Genomic DNA, 18,719 nt, shown 5'->3' on the forward strand with positions numbered 1-18,719 from the left:
CCAGACCGCCCGCATATCTCTTCAGATATCCATCAATGTCAAAAAGCAGAAGAAACAAAATCACCGATCAAGCGCCGCAAAAAGCAACACCAAACCAGGTCACCCATCCCCTAATTGTCTCGCCGACCCGATCAATCCAGCAGGACCGTCTGTCGGAGGCCGTTATCTAGGCCGACATGATGCAACGCGCAAGAGAAAAATGACTTCCGATCGAAAATAATCAACGCGCCCGGATTCAGGAGATGGTTTCACCTTGTCTGCCGTCAACTCGCGCATGCCTATACCGCTGCTGGGGCAGCCTGAAGGCGTAGCCGCCAGCCACTACCGCACACGCCGCGCCGCGTCTTCATGCGAGGCGTCTGACCTTCGCAACGACTTCTTTTAACGGACATCGTGTCTGCCACAAGTCCCGGTTGGCCGATGCGGCCCAAGTTCACGGCCTGCGAATAGAGGCCGAAAACGGTCAAGGCCCGCATCACTTCCTTCCGCCATCTCGACGCAAGGATCCTCTGGCCGCGCCTCCAGGTCGGGAACTGCGGAAGCAGACCCAGTTGATCGGCTTCAGGATGTCCAGCGCGTTCTTGTCCAGCCTGTTGTCAAAGACGGATGCCGCGCGCGACGTCCTTCGCACAGGCTTTGCCAACAGCCAGCGGTGTCGGTGCGGACACGGCGTTTCAGGCACATGATTAACGCGCCAATGGTCACGAGGGATCCGGAGAGTTCAACGGTGCTGCACGGCTTGCCCGATTCGCCGCCCGCTCCTCCCCCATGCTAGAACGTGAACACAAGGGCGGCAGGCCTCAGCTTGATCCGCAGCCACGGGATTTGTTGCCGAACGGGAACTCTGCGACATGAATGCCTGGGCGAGGTGTAGGCCGGCTGGCCCTCAGGGCTCGACCGGCTATCGCCCCACAAGAACCAACCGGCGGATTTCGGCAATGTCGTCCACGTCGAACAGGTGGACGCCCGCCTTGCGCGCCAGTTCCTCCGCGCCGCGGGTATAGGTGCCGGTGGTGACCACGACCGCGACGTGCAACCCGTGAAAGACCTTCCCGGCCATCGCCTCCTGCACGGCCTTGTTGCCGACCGAGCCCTTGTAGCGCTTGCACTGGATGCCGATTTTCGTGTGCCCCATGGTGGCTATGATGTCGATGCCTTGATCGCCGCTGGCTTGCGTCAGCCGGGTCCTCCAGCCCTGCTGCCGCAGACGACGCGCGACCCAAAGCTCGAACTCGTGCCCGTCATCGGGAATGCCCGCGGTCGAGGGCGGGCTTGGCGGGCGCGGCTTGCGGACCACCTGCCTCGGGCGGCTCCTTTGGCGCGAGCGGGTCTTCCGCCGACGCCGGCGGCCCGGGCGGCGCAGCACCCAGCTTGGCAACAGCACCAGCGCACACCCAAGCGCCACAAGGGCCTCTTGCTGGCGATGAAGGTCGGCAAGCAGCAACACGCCAAGTCCAGTGACCAGGGTGCAGAGAGCCATCGCGAACCAGGCAAGGCTGCGCGCAAGGAGGTGGAGTTTCTTCTGCAATGATTATCGGCCGGGTCGGTGTGGTTTCCGAACATAGCCGCTCTGCACCCAAGGGAACAGATGTGGAACCGTTCGGCACTGCCGGGACAGGCGAACGGCCGCTGCCTGTCAGCCGACCGTCCATGACGATGTGTTCGTCGGTGACCACGCCCCCGCAGGACCTCATACGAACGGGCTATGTTCTTCAGCAAACTTGCCGTCGATGACTGCCAAACGATGGGCCGGCTGTGCCGATCTTGTCAGGCAGTCCCCAAGGCAATGCAGGGCCGCTGCATCCTGCCGTCGGCGGCCCGTTCCGGAGAGTGCCACGTCGCTGCGCCGGAAGCCTCGCAGCGGCCAAAGAGGCGTTCCCGAATCGCGACGGCTACTGCCAGTAGCGTCGGGCGTCGATCAGGTCGCCATGCGCATCCTCGGCCGAGGCCAGCAGCGCCTTCTTCTTGCCGCTTCCCAACAGACCGGTCGAATCCGGGTCGTCGGCCAGGCCCAGCCTCTCCAGCAGCTCTGGCGCGGTGGCCATGTCGTTCAGCTTCCCAAGCCTGTCCTGGACCTTCTTGAGCGACACGATGAAGGCTTTCTGTCGCGGCCTTTCCATCTTGCCGTCGAACAGCAGCTTGAAGAAGCCGGCCGCGTAGCGCAGCTTCTTGGCTTCCTTGCGAAGCTCGTGCCGCGACGCGTCGTCGAGATCGGCCAGGTGCGGCCCTTCTTTTTCACCTTTCGGCGGAACCGCTTCAGGGCCATGGCTGCGAAGACCTTCGCCGGCTGGTCGCTCCGGTCCGCGGTTTCGGCGGTAGTCAGCCAGGGGCCACAGTGCATCCACTCGACCAGCTCCAGCATCAGCCTGCGCGTCTCCGCCCGGTCCAGCACCTCGACCGCCCGGTCATAGGCAGCCTTTCGGTCGGCCCGGATGCGGTCGCGCAATGGCCCCGGCGCCGCGCGCTGCATCAGCACGTCCAGATCGCGCGCATGGCCAAGTTCCTTGGCCAGCTGACCCAGGCGGTCGCGCGGGTCACGCGCCTCGTCAGGCCCCAGCAGCGGCTTGAAGATGGAAAAAGCCGATCGCATGCGCCGCAGCGCGACACGGGTCTGGTGCAGCGGTTCGGCGGCGCGGCTGTCCAGCAGCAGATCCTCGTTCAGGCGGAACTGCGCCAGGCAGGCCTGCAGGATCGCCTGCAGGCCTTCGGCGGCCGTCATCTCTCGCGTCAGAGGCACCGTTTCCGCCGTAACGGCCGGGGTCAGCGCCTGTGTCAGCCGGTGGCCACGCTCGGCCTTGGACAGGACGGCCAGTCGCAGCGGTGCCTCGGCATCCAGCTGGCGCGCCAGGTCGAAGAGCGCGCGCGCGTCGCCCGATTTCAGTTCCAGCTCCATTTCGCAGACCGGGGTGCGGCGGTCGCCGGCGAGGATGTCACCCTCGTCCAGCACGGCCTCGATGGAAGTGTCGTCGAATCGGATGTTCCAGATGCGCCGGGTCACGTCGACCTAGAAGGCCCGCTGGAACGGATCGGTCGCTGGATCGATCAACTTGGTGACCGGCGTCTCGTCATCAATGACGGGCAGGCCTCCGTTCACGGGCTTTGTCCACTCGCTGCGCACAAAGAGCCCGGCGGACAAGGAGGCCGATGATTTGATCGTCTGCGTCCGGTCCGTGCCGACCTGCCGGATCCGCAGCGAGACCCCCGCCGCCGACAGCGCGCCGTCGGCAGTGTCGAAATAGGTCGACCGTTGGCGTGCCGTGCGTCCTTTGCCCGGCAAAAACCCCGAGGCTGCAAAACGCTCGGGGCCGTCGACTACCAACAACTTGAGCTCGACTTCGTCCATGCGATTGCCTCCTGATCGACGCAAGGCAGCGCTAGGCGCTGGACCCACGTTCCTCGACCGGACGCCGCACGCGGGGGGCGAAGGTACGGCAACCGGACGGCGGCGTCAGCGGAAGTCACGGGTCTTCACGCTGATGCTGTCCAGATGCAGATCGCGGATATACATGTCGCGAGGTTTCGGTGCCTGGGCGATGCGCGGGTCCGGCGACGAGGCGCCGCGGTGGAACTCGTCCCCGCGTCCGTGCGGCAGGGGGAAGCTGCCCTGCTGCCCGACGCTGGCCAGCTCGGCCGACAGGTCGGTGATCCGGTGGACGACCAGGTGCACGACCTCTCCGCTGCGCTGGACGCGGCCCGCCACGCCGATCATGCCGGCCCCCAGAACGATGCGGCGATGGGCCTCGAAGACCTTGGGCCAGACGACTAGGTTGGCGATGCCGGTCTCGTCCTCGATCGTGATGAACATGACGCCCTTGGCCGATCCTGGGCGCTGGCGGACCAGCACTAGGCCGGCCGCCTCCAGCCAGCGACCGCCCGGCGCCGACATCGCGTCGGCGCAGCTGCGCATGCGGCGGCGGGCCAAGCCGTCACGCAGAAAGGCGACCGGGTGGCGGCGCAGCGACAGGCCGGTGCGGCTGTAATCCTCGACCACCTCGCGGCCAGCCGGCATGGGGCGCAGGGGAACGAGGGGCTCGGCGCCGGGCGGCGAATGACCGGAGCCGGGGATGTCGTCGTCGCGCAGCAGGGCGAACAGCGGCAGCTCCGCATCCGGCAGCCCCCTGATCGCCCACAGCGCCTGCCGGCGGGTCAGGCCAAGGTCCTGGAACGCGTCCGCCTCGGCCAGGATGGTCAGGGCCGCGAACGGCACCTTGACGCGACGCCACAGATCCTCGACCGAGGTGAAGGGACGCTCGGCCCTGGCCAGCACGATAGCCGCGGCATGGGCCTCTCGCAGGCCCTTGACCATCCGCAGCCCCAGGCGAACGGCAAAGGCGCGGGCGCCACCCTCGCCAGCGGCGGCTGGCGTTCCGGACAGGGATTCCAGCGTGCAGTCCCAGTCCGAACCGGTAACGCTGACCGGCCGGACCTGCACGCCATGGTCGCGGACGTCGCGCACGATCTGGGCGGGCGCGTAGAAGCCCATCGGCTGGCTGTTCAGCAGCGCCGCGCAAAAAGCGTCCGGATGCCAGCACTTCAGCCAGGCCGAGGCATAGGCGATCCGCGCGAAGCTGGCCGCATGGCTTTCGGGAAAGCCATAGCTGCCGAAGCCCTCCAACTGGCGGAAGGTGCGTTCGGCGAAGTCGCGGTCATAGCCGCGTTCGACCATGCCCCCGACCAGCTTGTCGCGAAAGGCGCTGACGCCACCGGTGAACTTGAAGGTCGCCATGGACTTGCGCAGCATGTCGGCCTCGCCCGGCGTAAAGCCCGCGCATTCGATGGCGACCCGCATGGCCTGCTCCTGGAAGAGCGGCACGCCGAGGGTCTTCCGCAGAACCTTTTCCAGTTCCGGCTTGGGGTAATGGACAGTTTCCAGCCCCTCGCGGCGGCGCAGATAAGGGTGGACCATGTCGCCCTGGATCGGGCCGGGGCGGACGATGGCGACCTGGATCACCAGGTCGTAGAAGGTCTTGGGCTTCATGCGCGGCAGCATGGCCATCTGCGCCCGGCTCTCGATCTGGAAGGTGCCGAGCGTGTCGGCCTTGCGGATCATCGCGTAGGTGCGCTTATCATTGGGCGGGACCGAAGCGAGATCATGGACCTGCCCCTTGTGGCGGCGGATCAGCTCGAAGCCCTTTGCCATGCAGGTCAGCATGCCAAGCGCCAGGACGTCGACCTTCATGAACTTCAGGGCGTCGATGTCGTCCTTGTCCCATTCGATGATCTGGCGGTCCTCCATCGTCGCAGGCTCGATGGGCACCAGCTCATCCAGGCGGTCATGGGTCAGCACGAAGCCGCCAGGGTGCTGGGACAGGTGCCGCGGCGTGCCACGCAGCTCCTCGGCCAGCTGCAGGGTCAGGCGCAGCCGGCGGTCGGCGGGGTTCAGGTTCAGTTCGCGCAGATAGGCGTCGGGAACCCCTTCCTCGGACCAGGCCCAGATCTGGGACGAGATCGCGCGGATCAGGTCCTCGGGCAAGCCCAACGCCTTGCCCACGTCGCGCAGCGCACCCTTGGTGCGATAGCGGATCACCGTGGCGGTCAGCGCCGCGCAGTCGCGGCCATAGGTGCGATAGATCCACTGGATCACCTCCTCCCGGCGCTCATGCTCGAAATCCACGTCGATGTCGGGCGGCTCTCGCCGCTCTTCGCTGACGAAGCGCTCGAAAAGCAGGTTGACCTCGATCGGGTTGATCGAGGTGATGCCCAGGACATAGCAGACCGCCGAATTGGCCGCCGACCCGCGCCCCTGGCAGAGGATGCCCTTCGAGCGGGCAAAGCGGACGATGCTGTTTACCGTCAGGAAATAGGGGGCGTATTCCAGCTTGGCGATCAGGCGCAGCTCGTGCTTCAGGGACGCCACCACGCTGTCCGGCAGCTCATCGGGATAACGCTCCCGCGCGCCGTCCCAGGTCAGCCGCTCCAGCGTCTGCTGCGCGGTCTGCGCCGGGTCGTCGCGTTCCTCGGGATACTGGTAGCGCAGCTCGTCCAGCGAGAAGCGGCAGCGCGCGGCGATCTCCTCGGTGCGGGCCAGCGCCTGCGGGTAGCGCGCGAAGAGGCGCTGCATCTCGGTCGGCGGCTTCAGGTAGCGGTCTGCGTGACGCTCGCGGCGAAAGCCCAGGGCATCGACGGTGGTGTTGTGGCGGATCGCCGTCACCACGTCCTGCAGGATGCGGCGGCCCGGCTCGTGGAACAGCACGTCATTCGTCACCACCGTCGGCACCCGCATCCGCGCGGCAAGGTTCGACAGATCGTGCAGCCGCAGCTGGTCGTTCGGGCGCCGCCGCAGGGTCAGCGCCAGATAGGCGCGGTCGCAGAACGTGTCGCGTAACCGGCGCAGGTGCAGCGCGCAGGTGTCGTCGGCCATGTCGGGGACCAGCACCGCCAACAACCCTTCGGCATGGGCCTGAAGGTCGGCCCAGTCCAGGTGGCACGCCCCCTTCCCTGCCCGCCCCTTGCCGATGGACAGCAGGCGACAGAGCCGGGAATAGGCGGCGCGGTCGGTCGGATAGACCAGCACCGACATGCCGCAGCGCAGGTCCAGCCGGCAGCCGACCACCAGCCTTACGCCGGTGTCCTTGGACGCCTCGTGCGCGCGGACGATCCCGGCAAGGCTGTTGCGGTCGGTCACCGCAAGCGCCCCGATCCCCATCAGCGCGGCGGTGGCGAACAACTCCTCGGCCGAGGACGCCCCGCGCAGGAACGAAAAGTGCGAGGTGACCTGCAGCTCGGCATAGCCCCTCATCCGAAGACCCCATGCAGGAACCAGCCGTGCGAGCCGGTCGTCCGGTCTTCTCCGTCGCCCTGGCGGAAGACCCAGTAGCGCTCGCCCGCCTCGTCCTCGACCTGGAAATAGTCGCGGACGGCGCTCAGCTCGGCGTCGCGCTTCCACCATTCACCGTAGACCCGTTCGGGACCGTCGGCACGCCGCACCCGGCGGCGGATGCCCCGCCACGAGAACCAGTTCGGTGGCTGGTCGGGCAGCAGCGCCATCGTGTCGATCGGCTCGGGGCGCGGCAGCAGGCGGGCGGGGCGCGGCCAGTGGTTCGGCCAGCCGGCGCCCACCGGCTCTGCCAGCGGCGGGATGCGCGTCACCGACCGCTCCGGCACGTCGCTGGCCACCGGCGCCAGGCGATAGACGGAACGCGCGCCGACGCGGTTCACCAGCGCGTCGATCAGGCCCGAAATGTCCGGCGCCGGCTCCTCCAGCAGCGATGTCGCCGCCTGCCGCGGCACCAGCGGCTCGGCAATGGTTGCCGTCAGCGTCATGATCTCGATCCCGAAGCCCGGGGCGATGGTCTCGATCCTGTCGCACAGAAGCCGGGTCAGGCGCGCGGGGTCGCGCTGCGGGACGGCAAGGCCCACGCGCACCGTCTCGATCCGGTTGTCGACGCGGGTGCAGAGCAGGTCCAGCCGCCGTGCGCCGAGGCCCTTCTCCTCCAGCGCCTTGCAGAGCAAGGAGACCAGCTTGCCGATATGGCGGGCGATGGTCTCGGCCGCGCCGATGGGTTCGGCAAAGGCGCGGCGCACCTCGATCAGGCCCTCGGGGCGCAGGGGCACGATCGGCTCGGCGGCGTCGCCAAGCGCCTGGTCCAGCCGCCGGCACAGTTCGGGGCCGAAGCGGCGGGTCAGGGGCGCGCGGGGCTGGCCGATCAGGTCGCCGATCGTGGCGAAGCCCAAGGTCCGCAACCCCGCCGCCGTCGCAGGCGGCAGCCGCAGCGCCTCGAGCGGCAGGGCCGCCAGCACCGCCTCGGCCGTTCCGGGCGCAGCAATGACGGTGGGATCCGCCACATGCCGCGCCAGCGCATGCGCGGCCCCCCAGCTGTCGGCGATGGCGGCGCGGGCGGTGATGCCGGAGAGGGCCATGCGGCCCATCAGCGCCTCCAGCATGGCCGCCTCGCCGCCGTGCAGGTGATCCGCGCCGGTGGAATCGATCACCACCCCGTCCGGCGGATCGGCGGCGACGATCGGAGAGATGCGCTGCAGGACCCACAGCGCCAGCCGTTCCAGGCTTTCGGCATCGGCCTGCGGGTCGGCGGGCTTGATCTGCAGGTCCGGGACCAGCGCCTGCGCCTTGCTGACCGGCATGCCGACTCGCAGCCCCAGGGCCTGCGCCTCGGGACAGGCGGCGGTGACCACGCGGCGGTTGCCGACCCGGCCCGCCAGGATCAGCGGCGCTTCAGCCGAAGGCGTGCTGTCCGCCTGCCGCCGCAGCCGGTCGATCGGCCACATCGGCAGGAAGACCGAGATGACCCGAGCCATCGCAAGCCTCCAGTTCCATATCCATACATTCGCCCGCCCGCGCGCGGATCAGTTCGATCAGCCAGCGGGCGCGGCCCACGCCCGGCACCGGCAGCGGCGCCGAGGGCAGGACCGAGATGCGCCAGCGCGTCATCGCCGCCGTGGGCTGGCCGAAGTCGCTGGCATCCGCCTGCCGCCGCCAGCGGCGGAGCGCGATGCCCATCGTTCCCGTCCCCTTGGCCGCCAGGTGCAGCCGGCGCGAGGCGGTCATCGACAGATGCGCGACGTCACCCACGACCGCGGCCAGAGCGCCGTGACGCAGGCCTTCCTCCATCGACGCCAGGACCGAGCGATCGTCACCGGCCTCGACATGGATCACCCGGTCAGGCGGCAGGCCCGCCTGCTCCAGCCCCGGCGCGAAAAGATCGGCCTCGGTCACGCACCACAGCACCTGCCCCGGCAGCCGCGCGGCGATGCCCGCCGCAAAGCAGGCCGCCGCCGCGCCGTCGACGGCGCCATTGCCGCCGCCCGCCACCTCGTGCAGGCAGCCAAGCGCCAGGCCGCCCTGCGGCAGTCGCCGGTCGAGCGCGTCCACGCCGAACGGCAGCACCTCACGGGCGTGCGCCGCCTCGCCCTCCAGGTGGGCGATGCAGGCGCGAAGCGAGGGAAGGTTGCGGGCATGGGCGGGCATGGATGACCAACGGCTGAAACGACTCTGTGTTCCGTTTTTGTTCTTATCGGTGCGGCAAGTCAATGCGCCGCTGCCAATCGTGATCGCAGACACCACCCGCCGCCGCTGCCCCATCTGTCGCTGCGCCACAACCGCGCCGGACGATCATGATGACCCTGCCACCATCGCCGCCATCCTGCTGGGGCTCGAGGAGATCTTCGAACACATGCCGCCCTCGGGCTAGTACGATTTCTTGACAAATTCACTTTGTTATTCTAGCCGGGCCTCCTTCTTGAAAAGGACCTCCTCATGCAGATGACCGCTGATTTCCCGACCGCCCGGGGGCAGGCCCTGATGGGCACGACCGCCAAGCATTTCGGCCACAAGATCCCCGTGACGCTGACCGACGCCCATGCTCAGCTGCAGTTCGAGATGGGAGAGGCGCAAATCGCCGTCACGCCCGCGGGCCTGCACCTGGCGCTGTCGGCCTCCGATGCCGACCGGATGGAGCGGCTGCGCGACGTTCTCGAACGCCACCTGCTGCGCTTTGCCCACCGCGAGGACCCCGCCCCGCTGACCTGGACGCCCGAAGCCGATCCAGCCTGAGCGACCTCGGGCGACCATCAAGACGATTGACCGACCCCGCCGTCCCAGTGCATCCGGGCCGTTCATGACCAACCGCAGGCGGGCGCCGCAGAAGGAGGCCGGAAGGTGCTGTATCTGGGAATCGATGGCGGCGGGACCGGCTGCAGGGCCGCGATCGCCGATGCCCAAGGGCAGATCCTGGGACGCGGCACCGGCGGGCCAGCCAACATCAACTCGGACCCTCCGGGGGCGACGGTCAGCATTCTGGCGGCAGCCACTGCCGCCATGGTCGAGGCTGGCGTGCGCCCCCCGGACCTGACGGCCGTTCTGGGACTTGCGGGCGGCGGCATGGCGCAGGCCGCGGCCGCCATGCAGGCCCGCCTGCCCTTCGCCCGAAGCCGCGTCGTGAACGACGCCGTCACCGCCACCCGCGGGGCCCTTGATACCGGTGACGGCATCCTGCTGGCGGTCGGTACCGGATCGGTCCTGACCGTGCAGCGACAGGGGCAACTGCGGCAATATGGCGGGCGCGGCTTCCTGATGGGGGACGAGGGCAGCGGCGCCGTCCTTGGGCGAACGCTTCTGGGGCTGGCGATGCGCGCGGCCGACGGCTTCGCCCCCGACACGCCGCTGCTGGCGCAGATCCGAGAGGATTTCGGCGGCTTCGAGGGGATCATCGCCTTCGGCACCCGCGCCACACCGGCGGATTTCGCGGCCCTTGCGCCTCGGCTGGCCGGATCGGACGACCCCGCGGCGCTGCATATCCTGGACGAGGCCGCAGCGCAGTTCTCTGCCGCCATCGGCGTCCTGCAGGACGGTGACCGGCTGCCGCTGGTCTGCATGGGCGGGCTTGGCCACGTCTACGCCGCACGGCTGAAGGCCGACTGGCCGGTGCATCCCGCCAAGGGCACGGGCGTCGACGGCGCCCTGTCGCTGGCCCGCGAATGGGCCGCCCCATGACCCGCCGCATCCTGGCGCCCCAGTGGCTGTTCGACGGCGACGACCTGCTGGCCGACATGGCCGTCGTGGTCGAGGACGGGACGATCGCCCAGGTGGTCCCCCGCCCCGCCGACATCCGCCCGCAGCCGGGCATCGTCGCGCCGGGTTTCGTGGACCTCCAGGTGAACGGCGGCGCGGGCCTGATGGTGGACGCCAGTAGCGATGCCGACGCCTTGTCCCGGATCTGCGCCGCACACCGCGCCCTGGGCTGCGCCGGCATCCTGCCGACGCTGATCACCGACCGGCCCGAGGTGACGGCGCGCGTCCTGCGCGCCGGGATCGAGGCCGCCCGGCGCAACGTCCCGGGCTTCCTGGGCCTGCACCTCGAGGGGCCGCATCTGGACCCGCGGCGCGCGGGGGCGCATGATCCGGCACTGATCCGGCCCATGTCGGACGCGGACCTGTCGCAACTGGTGCAGGCGGCATCCCGGTTGCCCGCGCTGATGGTCACCGTCGCGCCAGAGGCCGCCACTCCGGCACAGGTTGCGGCGATGTCGCGCGCCGGGATCATCGTCAGCCTGGGCCACAGCGACTGTTCCGCGGCAGAGGCGCAGGCGGCCTTCGCGGCGGGCGCAAGGTCGGCCACGCATCTTTTCAATGCCATGAGCCAGATGGGCCACCGCCAGCCCGGCCTTGTCGGCGCGGTGCTGGCGGGCGATGTTCACGCGGGAATCATCGCCGACGGCATCCATGTCGATTCCACCGCCCTTGCGGTGGCGCTGCGAGCGCGCGGCACCGGGCTGTTCCTAGTCAGCGACTGCATGGCCGTCGCGGGCAGCGCGCTTTCCGAGTTCACGCTGCAGGGCCGCCGCATCCTGCGCCGCGAGGGTCGGCTGACCCTGCCCGACGGCACGCTGGCCGGCGCGGACCTGAGGCTGGACCGCGCCCTGCGAACCGTGGTCGCGGCAGGCGCGTCGCGGGCGCGGGCGCTGGCCATGGCGACCTCGATCCCGGCCAACCTGATCGGCGCGCCCCTGGGCCGGATTGCGGCAGGCCGTCCGGCGGACCTTGTTTGGCTGGACCAAGACCTGACCCTGCGCGGCACGGCCGACGATCCGGACTGCTGATCCGGCGCGGACTGCCCAGCGATTGGTCAAATTGCGGCGGGGCAGAATTTACGCTGCAGTGCCGCATTTTTAGATGGTCACCCTGCACCGCAGGACCTAGCATGAGGTCTTGTCGACACCGGGCACATCGCGATCATCGGACATGGGATCAGACAGCACAGGCGAAGACGGAAAAAGTTTCGACCCGCCCGAGCGTTCGCTCGTCCGGTCGGTGAGCCGGGGCGCCGCCGTCACTGGCGGCGCACAGATCGTCAAGCTGGGATGCCAGATTACCTCGGTGATCGTGCTGTCCCGGCTGCTGCAGCCCGAGGATTTCGGCATCGTCGCCATGGCGGCGCCGGTCGTGGCCTTCGTGGGCCTTTTCCAGGACATGGGCCTGACCCAGGCGACGGTCCAGAAGAAGGGCCTGACCCATGCCGAGGTGAACAGCCTCTTCTGGATCAACATGGCCGTCAGCGCGATGCTGGGCGCGGTGATGATCCTGATCTCTCCGCTGGTGGCCCGGTTTTACGAGGAACCGCAGGTCGCGCCCCTTGTCGCCGCCATGAGCCTGCAGCTGCTGATCCTGGGGGCGGGGGCGCAGCACGCGGCGCTGGTTACGCGGCGGATGGATTTCGGCCGGCTGGCGATCATCGACAGCATCGCGGCGCTGCTGGGCCTGGGGGCGGCCATCGTCTTCGCCTTCGTGACGCGGTCCTTCTGGGCGCTGTTCGTCGGCGGCCTCACGACGATGACCGTCGGCACGCTGGGGGTCTGGGCCAGTTCCCGGTGGCGGCCGGGCATGCCGCGCTGGGTCACCGGCGCAGGCGGCATGGTCAGCTTCGGTGCGGGCATCACGGGCTTCAACTTTGCGAATTATTTCGCGCGGAACCTGGACCACATCCTGATCGGCCGCCGCTGGGGCAACATTGAACTTGGCCTCTATGACCGGGCGAACCGACTGCTGCTGTTCCCGCTGCAGCAGGTGACCTATCCGCTTGGGAAGGTCATGGTCCCGGCCCTGTCGCGCATGGGATCGGACCCCGACCGTTACCGCCGGGCCTATCTACGCGTCGCGCCGCTGCTGCTTCTGGTGGCGCTGCCGGGCGTCGCGGTGGCCATCGCCATGGCCGACCTGCTGATCCCGCTGGCCCTGGGGCAGCAGTGGCAGGAAAGCGCGATGATCTTCCAGGCGCTGGGGTTCGCGGGCCTGCTGCAACCGCTGAACAGCCCGGCGGGCTGGCTGTTCATCAGCCAGGGCCGGTCGATGGACTTCATGCGCTGGGGGATCTTCGGGGCGGTGACCACCGCGATCGCCTTCGTGATCGGCCTGCCCTTCGGTGCCTTCGGCGTGGCGCTGGCCTATGCGATCCACGAATACCTGCGAACGCCGCTCTTGTGGCTCTATGTCGGGAAGACGGGGCCGGTCCAGGCGCGGCACGTGCTGCGGGCCACGCTGCCCTTCGTCCTGGGCGCTCATATCGCGGTCGCCGCAGTGATGCTGCTGGCGCCGCACCTGCCGGCGCACCCGGTCGCGGCGCTTCTGGCCGCCACGCTGGCCAGCTATGCCATCGTGGCCGCATTCGGCGCCCTCTTCGCCTCGGGGCGGGACACGCTGGCCGAGATACGGACACTTGCGTCAAAGGCGCTGTCGTCACGAACCCGCAACAGGATGGCCTGATAGTGTCCGGTGCCGGTCAACATGGATGGAGAAGATGAACTACCGCTCTCTGGCTGACATGAACGCCACGATCATTGGCAACCTGCACCGCCTGCCGGGCGACATCGACCTGGTGGTGGGCATCCCCCGCAGCGGCCTCCTGGCCGCGAACCTTCTCAGCCTGGTGACGAACATCCCGCTGACCGACCTCGATTCGCTGATCGACGGGCGCATCTATGCCTCGGGTCGCACCAAGCGGACCGCGCGCCTCGACCGCGGGCTGGGCGATCTCCGCAGGATCCTGGTGCTGGACGACAGCATCGGCAGCGGCAAGTCGATGCTCGAGGCGCGCCAGAAGGTCGCCGCCGCCAGCCTTGAAGCCGAGATCATCTTTGCCGCCGTCTACGGCGTCGAAACAAGCCACCCCGAGGCCGACTTCATCTTCGAGAAGGTCCCCCACCCGCGGATGTTCCAGTGGAACTTCATGCACCACGTCATGCTGGAAAAGGCCTGCGTCGACATCGACGGCGTCCTTTGCCTGGACCCGACCGAGCAGGAGAACGACGATGGCGAGACCTACCGCCGCTTCCTGGCCGAGGCGATCCCGCTGCACACGACCTCGCGCCGCCTGGGTTGGCTGGTGACAAGCCGGCTGGAGAAGTATCGCGACCTGACCGAGGCCTGGCTGGCGCGGCAGGGCATCGAATACGGCCAGCTGGTCATGCTGGACCTGCCCAGCAAGGTCGAGCGGCAGCGCCTTGGCGCGCATGGCAGCTTCAAGGCCGATTTCTATCGCAAGTCCGACGCGCTTCTGTTTATCGAGAGCGAGGACCGGCAGGCCCAGACCATTGCGCAGCTGTCCGGCAAGCCCGTCCTTTCGGTCGAAACGCACGAGATCCACGTCCCGGGCGCGCTATCCTCGGGCGCGGTGCGGCGCAAGGTCCAGAACCTGCCTGCGGGCCTCAAGCGGCGCGCTATGGCGCAGGGGGGGCTTGGCAACCTGACGCGCAGCGTGGTGGGCGAAAGCGGCCTGCAGACGCTGAAACGGCTGATCCGGTCGAAGGGATGACGGTGACGCGCGACGAACGACCCGCAGGGTCCCCGATCTCAGGAAGGTAAGGCGTTCATGGTCAACGTTCTTTTCGCAGGCGGCAACGGCTATACGCCCGAATTCAGCGGCGGCGTCCAGTCCAGCACGCATCATCTGGCCACGCAGCTGCAGGCGGCGGGACACCGGCCGGCCGTCCTTGCGGCGCTGTTCGGCGGCGGCTTCTTCGGCTTCAAGAGCCGCGCGAAGCTGAAGCTGTCGCGCGAGCCCGCGGTTATCGACGACTATCCGGGCTATCCCGTCGTCCGCGCATGGTTCCCGTGGGAGGCGGCCGAGTTCGCCACGCGCAAGCTGCAGCCAGACGTGGCGGTGGTGCAGTGCCACAAGTCCGTGCCCATCGGCAAGGCGCTTCAGGCCTGCAACGTGCCGCTGGTCGTCTACCTGCGGAACGTCGAGTTCCACGAGCTGGCCGGTGACCTGAGGGAGCTTACCTCGGCCCGCTACATCGCGAATTCAGAATTCACCGCCCGCGCCTACAAGGACAAGTTCGGCATCGACTCGATCGTGATCCCGCCGACGATCGATCCGGTCCAGTACCGCACCCGCAGCTCCAAGGACTTCGTCACGCTGATCAACCCCTATGCCGAAAAGGGGTTCGAAAAGGCCGTGGCCATCGCCGAGCAGTGCCCCGAGATCCCGTTCCTGTTCGTCGAAAGCTGGAAGCTGGACGACGATCACCGCGCGCGGATCGAAAAGACCATCGCCCCGCTGAAGAACGTCCGGCTCGAGGGCCGCACGAACGACATGAAGACCGTCTATGGCCGGACGCGGATCCTGTTGGCGCCCAGCAAATGGGAAGAAGCCTGGGGCCGCGTCGCATCGGAAGCGCATTGCAGCGGCATCCCGGTCGTGGGGTCCCGCCGCGGCGGCCTTCCCGAAGCGGTGGGCCAGGGCGGGGTCGTGCTGGACTACGACGCCCCGCTGGGGGATTGGGTAGACGCGGTCAGGCGGCTCTGGTCGGACCAGGCGCATTACCAGCGGCTGTCGGACGCTGCCTTCGAATTTTCAAAGCGCCCGCAGATGCAGCTGGACAACCAGTTCGCCCTGTTCCTCGACACGATCACCGAGGCCGCGGCCTCGTCCTGGGGCGACCGCCGGGCCGGCTGACGCCATCTTGCGGTGCCCGTCCGCCTGCCCTATATCTGGGGTGTCCGGAGCAATCCGGACTATGGACATAAACGCGCTCGTAATAAGCGGATCGGACCCGGGGGCGGTACCCGGCGGCTCCACCAGATCACCCTCGTTGGGGGACAATGGGGCCGAAACAGGATCGACGAACGTCTAAAGGGGTTATGCTTTGTCTCGGTGAGCTACCACCGATATCGGTGCAAATTGTACAGTTGCCAACGACAACCGTGCTCCGGTCGCGCTGGCTGCGTAAGCAGTCCGCAAGATCGAAACCTAAGCCCTTGCGCTTAGCAGCGTAAGGCGGGGCCCGCAGGAGCCTGGCAACAGAATCCTGCACCTTTCCCCTTTTCAGCCATTCCGCCTGCGCAGCCCCTTCAGCAGCGGCAGCGCCAGAAGCGCGGCCGTCGCGATGACGAAGCCGCAGGCGACGGGGCGTTCGACGAAGGTCACCAGGTCGCCGCGCGACACCAGCAGGGCACGGCGCAGGTTCGTCTCGATCAGCGGGCCCAGAACAAACCCCAAAAGCAGCAGCGCCGGGCTGAAAGCCGCGACCGCCAGCGCATAGCCGATGGCGCCGATGCCCGCGACCATGACGATGTCGAAGGTCGATCCGCGCACGGAATAGACGCCCAGGCAGACGAAGACGATGATCGCCGGGTAAAGCCAGCGGAACGGGATGCGCAGCATCGATACCCACAGACCGATCAGCGGCAGGTTCAGGACCAGCAGGAACAGGTTGCCGATCCCGAAGCTGACGACCAGTCCCCAGAACATGTCGGGATGGGCCTCCAGCATCATCGGGCCGGGCTGAATGCCGTGGATGACCAGCGCACCCAGCATCAGCGCCATGATCGGATCACCCGGGATACCAAGCGTCAGCGTCGGCACGAAGGCAGTGATCGCGGCCGAGTTGTTGGCGGCCTCGGGACCGGCGATGCCCTCGATCGCGCCATTGCCGAAGCGTTCCGGCTGCCGCGCGACGCGCCGCTCCAGCGCGTAACCCAGGAAGGACGAGATGGTGGAGCCCGTTCCCGGCAGCGCCCCGAAGAACCCGCCCAGAAGCGTGCCGCGCCCGATCGGTGCCACCATGCGGCGCAGGTCGTCGCGCGTGGGCACCAGCTGGCGCAGCGATACATGCGGCGGCGGGCCGTCGCGCTCGGCCTTGCGGATGTTGCCGATGACCTCGGCCAGACCGAAGAGGCCCATCGCCAGCGCCACCAGGTTGATCCCGTCCAGAAGCTGCACCTGGCCGAAGGTGAACCGCTGCACGCCGGAATTCACGTCGGTGCCGACGCAGCCCAGCAGCACGCCCAGAACCACCATCGACAGGCTTTTCGCCGGCCGCCCTTCGCCGATGGTCGATGCCGCCACCAGCCCCATGACCATCATCGCCGCATATTCAGCCGCACCGAAGCTGGTCGCCAGTCGTCCCAGCCAACCCGCCAGCGCGACAAGGATGACGATCCCCAGCATCGACCCGGCGAAGGACGATACCATTGCCGCGAACAGTGCCACGCCCGCCCGACCCTGCTGGGCCATCGGATAGCCATCCAGCGTGGTCACCGCCGATTGCGGCGTTCCCGGCAGGCGCAGCAGGATGGATGCCACCGCCCCGCCGTATTGCGCGCCGTAATAGACAGCCGCCAGCATGACCAGCGCCGCCTCGGACGAGATGTAATAGGTGATCGGCAGCAGCAGCGTGATCGCTGCCATGGCGCCGATGCCGGGCAATACGCCGACCAGCGTGCCCAGCAGCGCGCCGAACAGGCTGTAGATCAGCACCGACGGCTGCAACGCGACGGTCAGCCCGTGAGAGAGGCCCTCGAGGGTAGTCATGTCAGAGGCTCCGCGGCCAGGCAGGGATCGGCATGTCCAGGCCGCCGATGAACAGCACCCACGTCAGCGCGGTGACGGCAACGGTCAGCACCAGCCGCCAGATGATGCCGGGGCGCGGCGCCACGGCCGATGCGGTCAGCACCGTCAGCGCCGTGGTGGGCACAAGGCCGGCGCGGTTCAGAAGCAACCCGAAGATCAGCAGCGAACCGACGACGCCCACCGTCTCGGGCCAGGCGAAGTGGCGCTGCGTGCCGCGACGGGCAAGCGCCGGCACCGCGATCAGCGCGCCAAGCGCCGCCAGCACCAGGCCCAGCACAACAGGAAAGAAGCCTGGCCCCATCCGGCGCAGGCTGCCGAAGTCATAGTTGCTGGCCGCCCAGCCCGCCACGGCCAGTCCCAGCAGCGCCAGGACGCCGCCCCAGGCGGCATCGTACAGGTCCCGTCGCATCGCAACTCCCGCGATCAGTTCGCCGCCTGGGTCCGGTCGATCACGCCGCCCCACATGGCGGTGTCGTCGGTGATGCGCTCTGCCAGGTCCTCGGATGTGCCGGGCTGCGCCTGCCAGCCCATGGCCAGCAGCCTGTCCTGAACCTCGGGGTTCTTCAGGATCTTGTTCAGCTCGGCGTTCAGGCGTTCCACGATGGCAGGATCGGTGCCGGCAGGTGCGATCATCGCGTTCCACAGTTCGGCCCGGAAATCGTCGGGAAGGCCCGCCTGCCCCGCCAGGACCGGCACATCAGGCACCTGCGCGAAGGGCTCGGCCGAGGTGATGCCCAGCATCTTCATTGTTCCCGCTTCGACATGCGGCAGCGCGGCCGAGGGTGCCATGAAACCGCTGTCGATCTCTCCGCCCAGGATCGAGGTTGTGACCTCGGCATAGCTCTGGAAAGGGATGTGGAACAGCTGGACACCCGCCGCATCGGCGAACAGCTCCGCCGTCAGATGCGCCCCCGACCCTTCGCCGACCGAGCCATAGCTGATCGCTTCGGGCTCGGCCGCGGCGTCGATGAAGCCCTGCACGTCGTCGGCCGGAAAGTCCGCACCGACGGCCAGCACCAGCGGGCTGGTCGCGATCAGGCCCACGGGCGCGATGTCGGCCACCGGGTCATAGCCCAGGTCAGCGATCAGCCGCGGCGCGGTCGTCAGCGGCCCGTTGATGTTGATGCCGAAGCTGTAGTCGTCGTTGCCGCGCGCCAGCATCTGCTGGATGGCGATGACGCCGCCGGCGCCGGGCTTGTTTTCGACCACGACCGGCTGGCCCATCGCCTCGGCCAGCGGTTCGGCCACCAGCCGCGCGATGGTGTCGGGCGATGACCCGGCTGGGAAGCCAACGAAGACATGCACCGGCTCGGCCGGCCAATCCTGGGCGCCGGCGGCCGAGGTGACGAACGCCCCCGCCAGAAGACTGGCAAGGGCAAGGCTGCGGCGCAGGTCGGTCATGGCAAGGTTTCC

Annotated in this window: 15 protein-coding genes, 1 other RNA gene and 1 pseudogene; 9 read left to right on the plus strand and 8 right to left on the minus strand. The window is 68.2% G+C overall.

What is annotated here, in order from left to right:
• Positions 1–220: hypothetical protein (locus OC159_RS15120; RefSeq protein WP_265502006.1), on the plus strand; the 220-nt coding region annotated here is incomplete at its 5' end.
• Positions 221–901: 681 nt separating this feature from the next.
• On the opposite strand, the gene OC159_RS15125 is transcribed toward OC159_RS15120, so the two are convergent.
• The 5 genes and pseudogenes from OC159_RS15125 to OC159_RS15150 all read right to left on the minus strand — a co-directional run bounded on the left by OC159_RS15125 (position 902) and on the right by OC159_RS15150 (position 8,926).
• On the minus strand, positions 902–1,480 hold the full coding sequence (locus tag OC159_RS15125; protein ID WP_265502007.1) for a restriction endonuclease: 579 nt from the start codon (positions 1,478–1,480) through the stop codon (positions 902–904).
• 412 nt (positions 1,481–1,892) lie between these two features.
• Positions 1,893–3,343: pseudogene (locus OC159_RS15135) on the minus strand (CYTH and CHAD domain-containing protein).
• A 105-nt stretch (positions 3,344–3,448) separates the two neighbouring features.
• Positions 3,449–6,739, minus strand: a complete 3,291-nt coding sequence (locus OC159_RS15140) for an error-prone DNA polymerase (protein WP_265502009.1) — start codon at positions 6,737–6,739, stop codon at positions 3,449–3,451.
• On the minus strand, positions 6,736–8,256 hold the full coding sequence (locus tag OC159_RS15145) for a Y-family DNA polymerase (protein ID WP_265502010.1): 1,521 nt from the start codon (positions 8,254–8,256) through the stop codon (positions 6,736–6,738). The genes OC159_RS15140 and OC159_RS15145 overlap by 4 nt, the downstream gene beginning before the upstream one ends.
• Entirely contained in the window at positions 8,174–8,926 is a 753-nt protein-coding gene (locus tag OC159_RS15150; protein WP_265502011.1) for an ImuA family protein, read from the minus strand. Before OC159_RS15150 ends, OC159_RS15145 begins: the two co-directional genes overlap by 83 nt.
• On the opposite strand from OC159_RS15150, the gene OC159_RS15155 reads away from it, so the two are divergent.
• The 8 genes from OC159_RS15155 (at position 8,925) to ssrA (ending at position 15,769) form a co-directional block, all read left to right on the plus strand.
• Complete coding sequence (locus OC159_RS15155; protein WP_265502012.1) at positions 8,925–9,149, plus strand: hypothetical protein; 225 nt, start codon at positions 8,925–8,927, stop codon at positions 9,147–9,149. The two genes, OC159_RS15150 and OC159_RS15155, sit on opposite strands and share 2 nt — an antisense overlap.
• 65 nt (positions 9,150–9,214) lie before the next feature.
• Complete coding sequence (locus tag OC159_RS15160; protein ID WP_265502013.1) at positions 9,215–9,511, plus strand: DUF2218 domain-containing protein; 297 nt, start codon at positions 9,215–9,217, stop codon at positions 9,509–9,511.
• 105 nt (positions 9,512–9,616) lie between these two features.
• Positions 9,617–10,450: a BadF/BadG/BcrA/BcrD ATPase family protein gene (locus tag OC159_RS15165; RefSeq protein ID WP_265502014.1), complete on the plus strand. Its 834-nt coding sequence runs from the start codon at positions 9,617–9,619 to the stop codon at positions 10,448–10,450.
• Positions 10,447–11,556: an N-acetylglucosamine-6-phosphate deacetylase gene (nagA, locus tag OC159_RS15170; protein WP_265502015.1), complete on the plus strand. Its 1,110-nt coding sequence runs from the start codon at positions 10,447–10,449 to the stop codon at positions 11,554–11,556. Before OC159_RS15165 ends, nagA begins: the two co-directional genes overlap by 4 nt.
• A gap of 211 nt (positions 11,557–11,767) precedes the next feature.
• Positions 11,768–13,216 (plus strand): lipopolysaccharide biosynthesis protein, encoded by a 1,449-nt coding sequence (locus OC159_RS15175; protein WP_265502016.1) that lies wholly within the window; start codon positions 11,768–11,770, stop codon positions 13,214–13,216.
• Between the two features lie 34 nt (positions 13,217–13,250).
• Positions 13,251–14,264: a phosphoribosyltransferase family protein gene (locus tag OC159_RS15180; protein ID WP_265502017.1), complete on the plus strand. Its 1,014-nt coding sequence runs from the start codon at positions 13,251–13,253 to the stop codon at positions 14,262–14,264.
• A 57-nt stretch (positions 14,265–14,321) separates the two neighbouring features.
• The gene (locus tag OC159_RS15185) at positions 14,322–15,410 is read left to right on the plus strand and encodes a glycosyltransferase (protein WP_265502018.1); all 1,089 of its coding nucleotides are present in this window, start codon (positions 14,322–14,324) and stop codon (positions 15,408–15,410) included.
• 3 nt (positions 15,411–15,413) lie between these two features.
• Positions 15,414–15,769, plus strand: a transfer-messenger RNA (tmRNA) gene (ssrA, locus tag OC159_RS15190).
• Positions 15,770–15,779: 10 nt separating this feature from the next.
• Here the strand turns inward: ssrA and OC159_RS15195 are convergent.
• From OC159_RS15195 to OC159_RS15205, 3 genes are read right to left on the minus strand one after another with little or no spacing between them, the layout of a single operon-like run.
• Positions 15,780–17,267, minus strand: coding sequence for a tripartite tricarboxylate transporter permease (locus OC159_RS15195; protein ID WP_265502019.1), 1,488 nt, complete (start codon positions 17,265–17,267; stop codon positions 15,780–15,782).
• Position 17,268: 1 nt separating this feature from the next.
• Positions 17,269–17,715, minus strand: coding sequence for a tripartite tricarboxylate transporter TctB family protein (locus tag OC159_RS15200; protein ID WP_265502020.1), 447 nt, complete (start codon positions 17,713–17,715; stop codon positions 17,269–17,271).
• A 14-nt stretch (positions 17,716–17,729) separates the two neighbouring features.
• The gene (locus OC159_RS15205) at positions 17,730–18,707 is read right to left on the minus strand and encodes a Bug family tripartite tricarboxylate transporter substrate binding protein (RefSeq protein WP_265502021.1); all 978 of its coding nucleotides are present in this window, start codon (positions 18,705–18,707) and stop codon (positions 17,730–17,732) included.
• Between the last annotated feature and the right edge of the window lie 12 nt (positions 18,708–18,719).

The organism is Paracoccus beibuensis, assembly GCF_026162625.1.
Lineage (GTDB): Bacteria > Pseudomonadota > Alphaproteobacteria > Rhodobacterales > Rhodobacteraceae > Paracoccus > Paracoccus beibuensis.

Bases quoted from the DNA above. Each gene is read 5' to 3' on its own strand.
- OC159_RS15125 (WP_265502007.1), bottom strand. From the start codon at position 1,480: ATGGCTCTCTGCACCCTGGTCACTGGACTTGGCGTGTTGCTGCTTGCC.
- OC159_RS15140 (WP_265502009.1), bottom strand. From the start codon at position 6,739: ATGAGGGGCTATGCCGAGCTGCAGGTCACCTCGCACTTTTCGTTCCTG.
- OC159_RS15145 (WP_265502010.1), bottom strand. From the start codon at position 8,256: ATGGCTCGGGTCATCTCGGTCTTCCTGCCGATGTGGCCGATCGACCGG.
- OC159_RS15155 (WP_265502012.1), top strand. From the start codon at position 8,925: ATGGATGACCAACGGCTGAAACGACTCTGTGTTCCGTTTTTGTTCTTA.
- OC159_RS15150 (WP_265502011.1), bottom strand. From the start codon at position 8,926: ATGCCCGCCCATGCCCGCAACCTTCCCTCGCTTCGCGCCTGCATCGCC.
- OC159_RS15160 (WP_265502013.1), top strand. From the start codon at position 9,215: ATGCAGATGACCGCTGATTTCCCGACCGCCCGGGGGCAGGCCCTGATG.
- nagA (WP_265502015.1), top strand. From the start codon at position 10,447: ATGACCCGCCGCATCCTGGCGCCCCAGTGGCTGTTCGACGGCGACGAC.
- OC159_RS15180 (WP_265502017.1), top strand. From the start codon at position 13,251: ATGAACTACCGCTCTCTGGCTGACATGAACGCCACGATCATTGGCAAC.
- OC159_RS15185 (WP_265502018.1), top strand. From the start codon at position 14,322: ATGGTCAACGTTCTTTTCGCAGGCGGCAACGGCTATACGCCCGAATTC.
- OC159_RS15195 (WP_265502019.1), bottom strand. From the start codon at position 17,267: ATGACTACCCTCGAGGGCCTCTCTCACGGGCTGACCGTCGCGTTGCAG.
- OC159_RS15200 (WP_265502020.1), bottom strand. From the start codon at position 17,715: ATGCGACGGGACCTGTACGATGCCGCCTGGGGCGGCGTCCTGGCGCTG.
- OC159_RS15205 (WP_265502021.1), bottom strand. From the start codon at position 18,707: ATGACCGACCTGCGCCGCAGCCTTGCCCTTGCCAGTCTTCTGGCGGGG.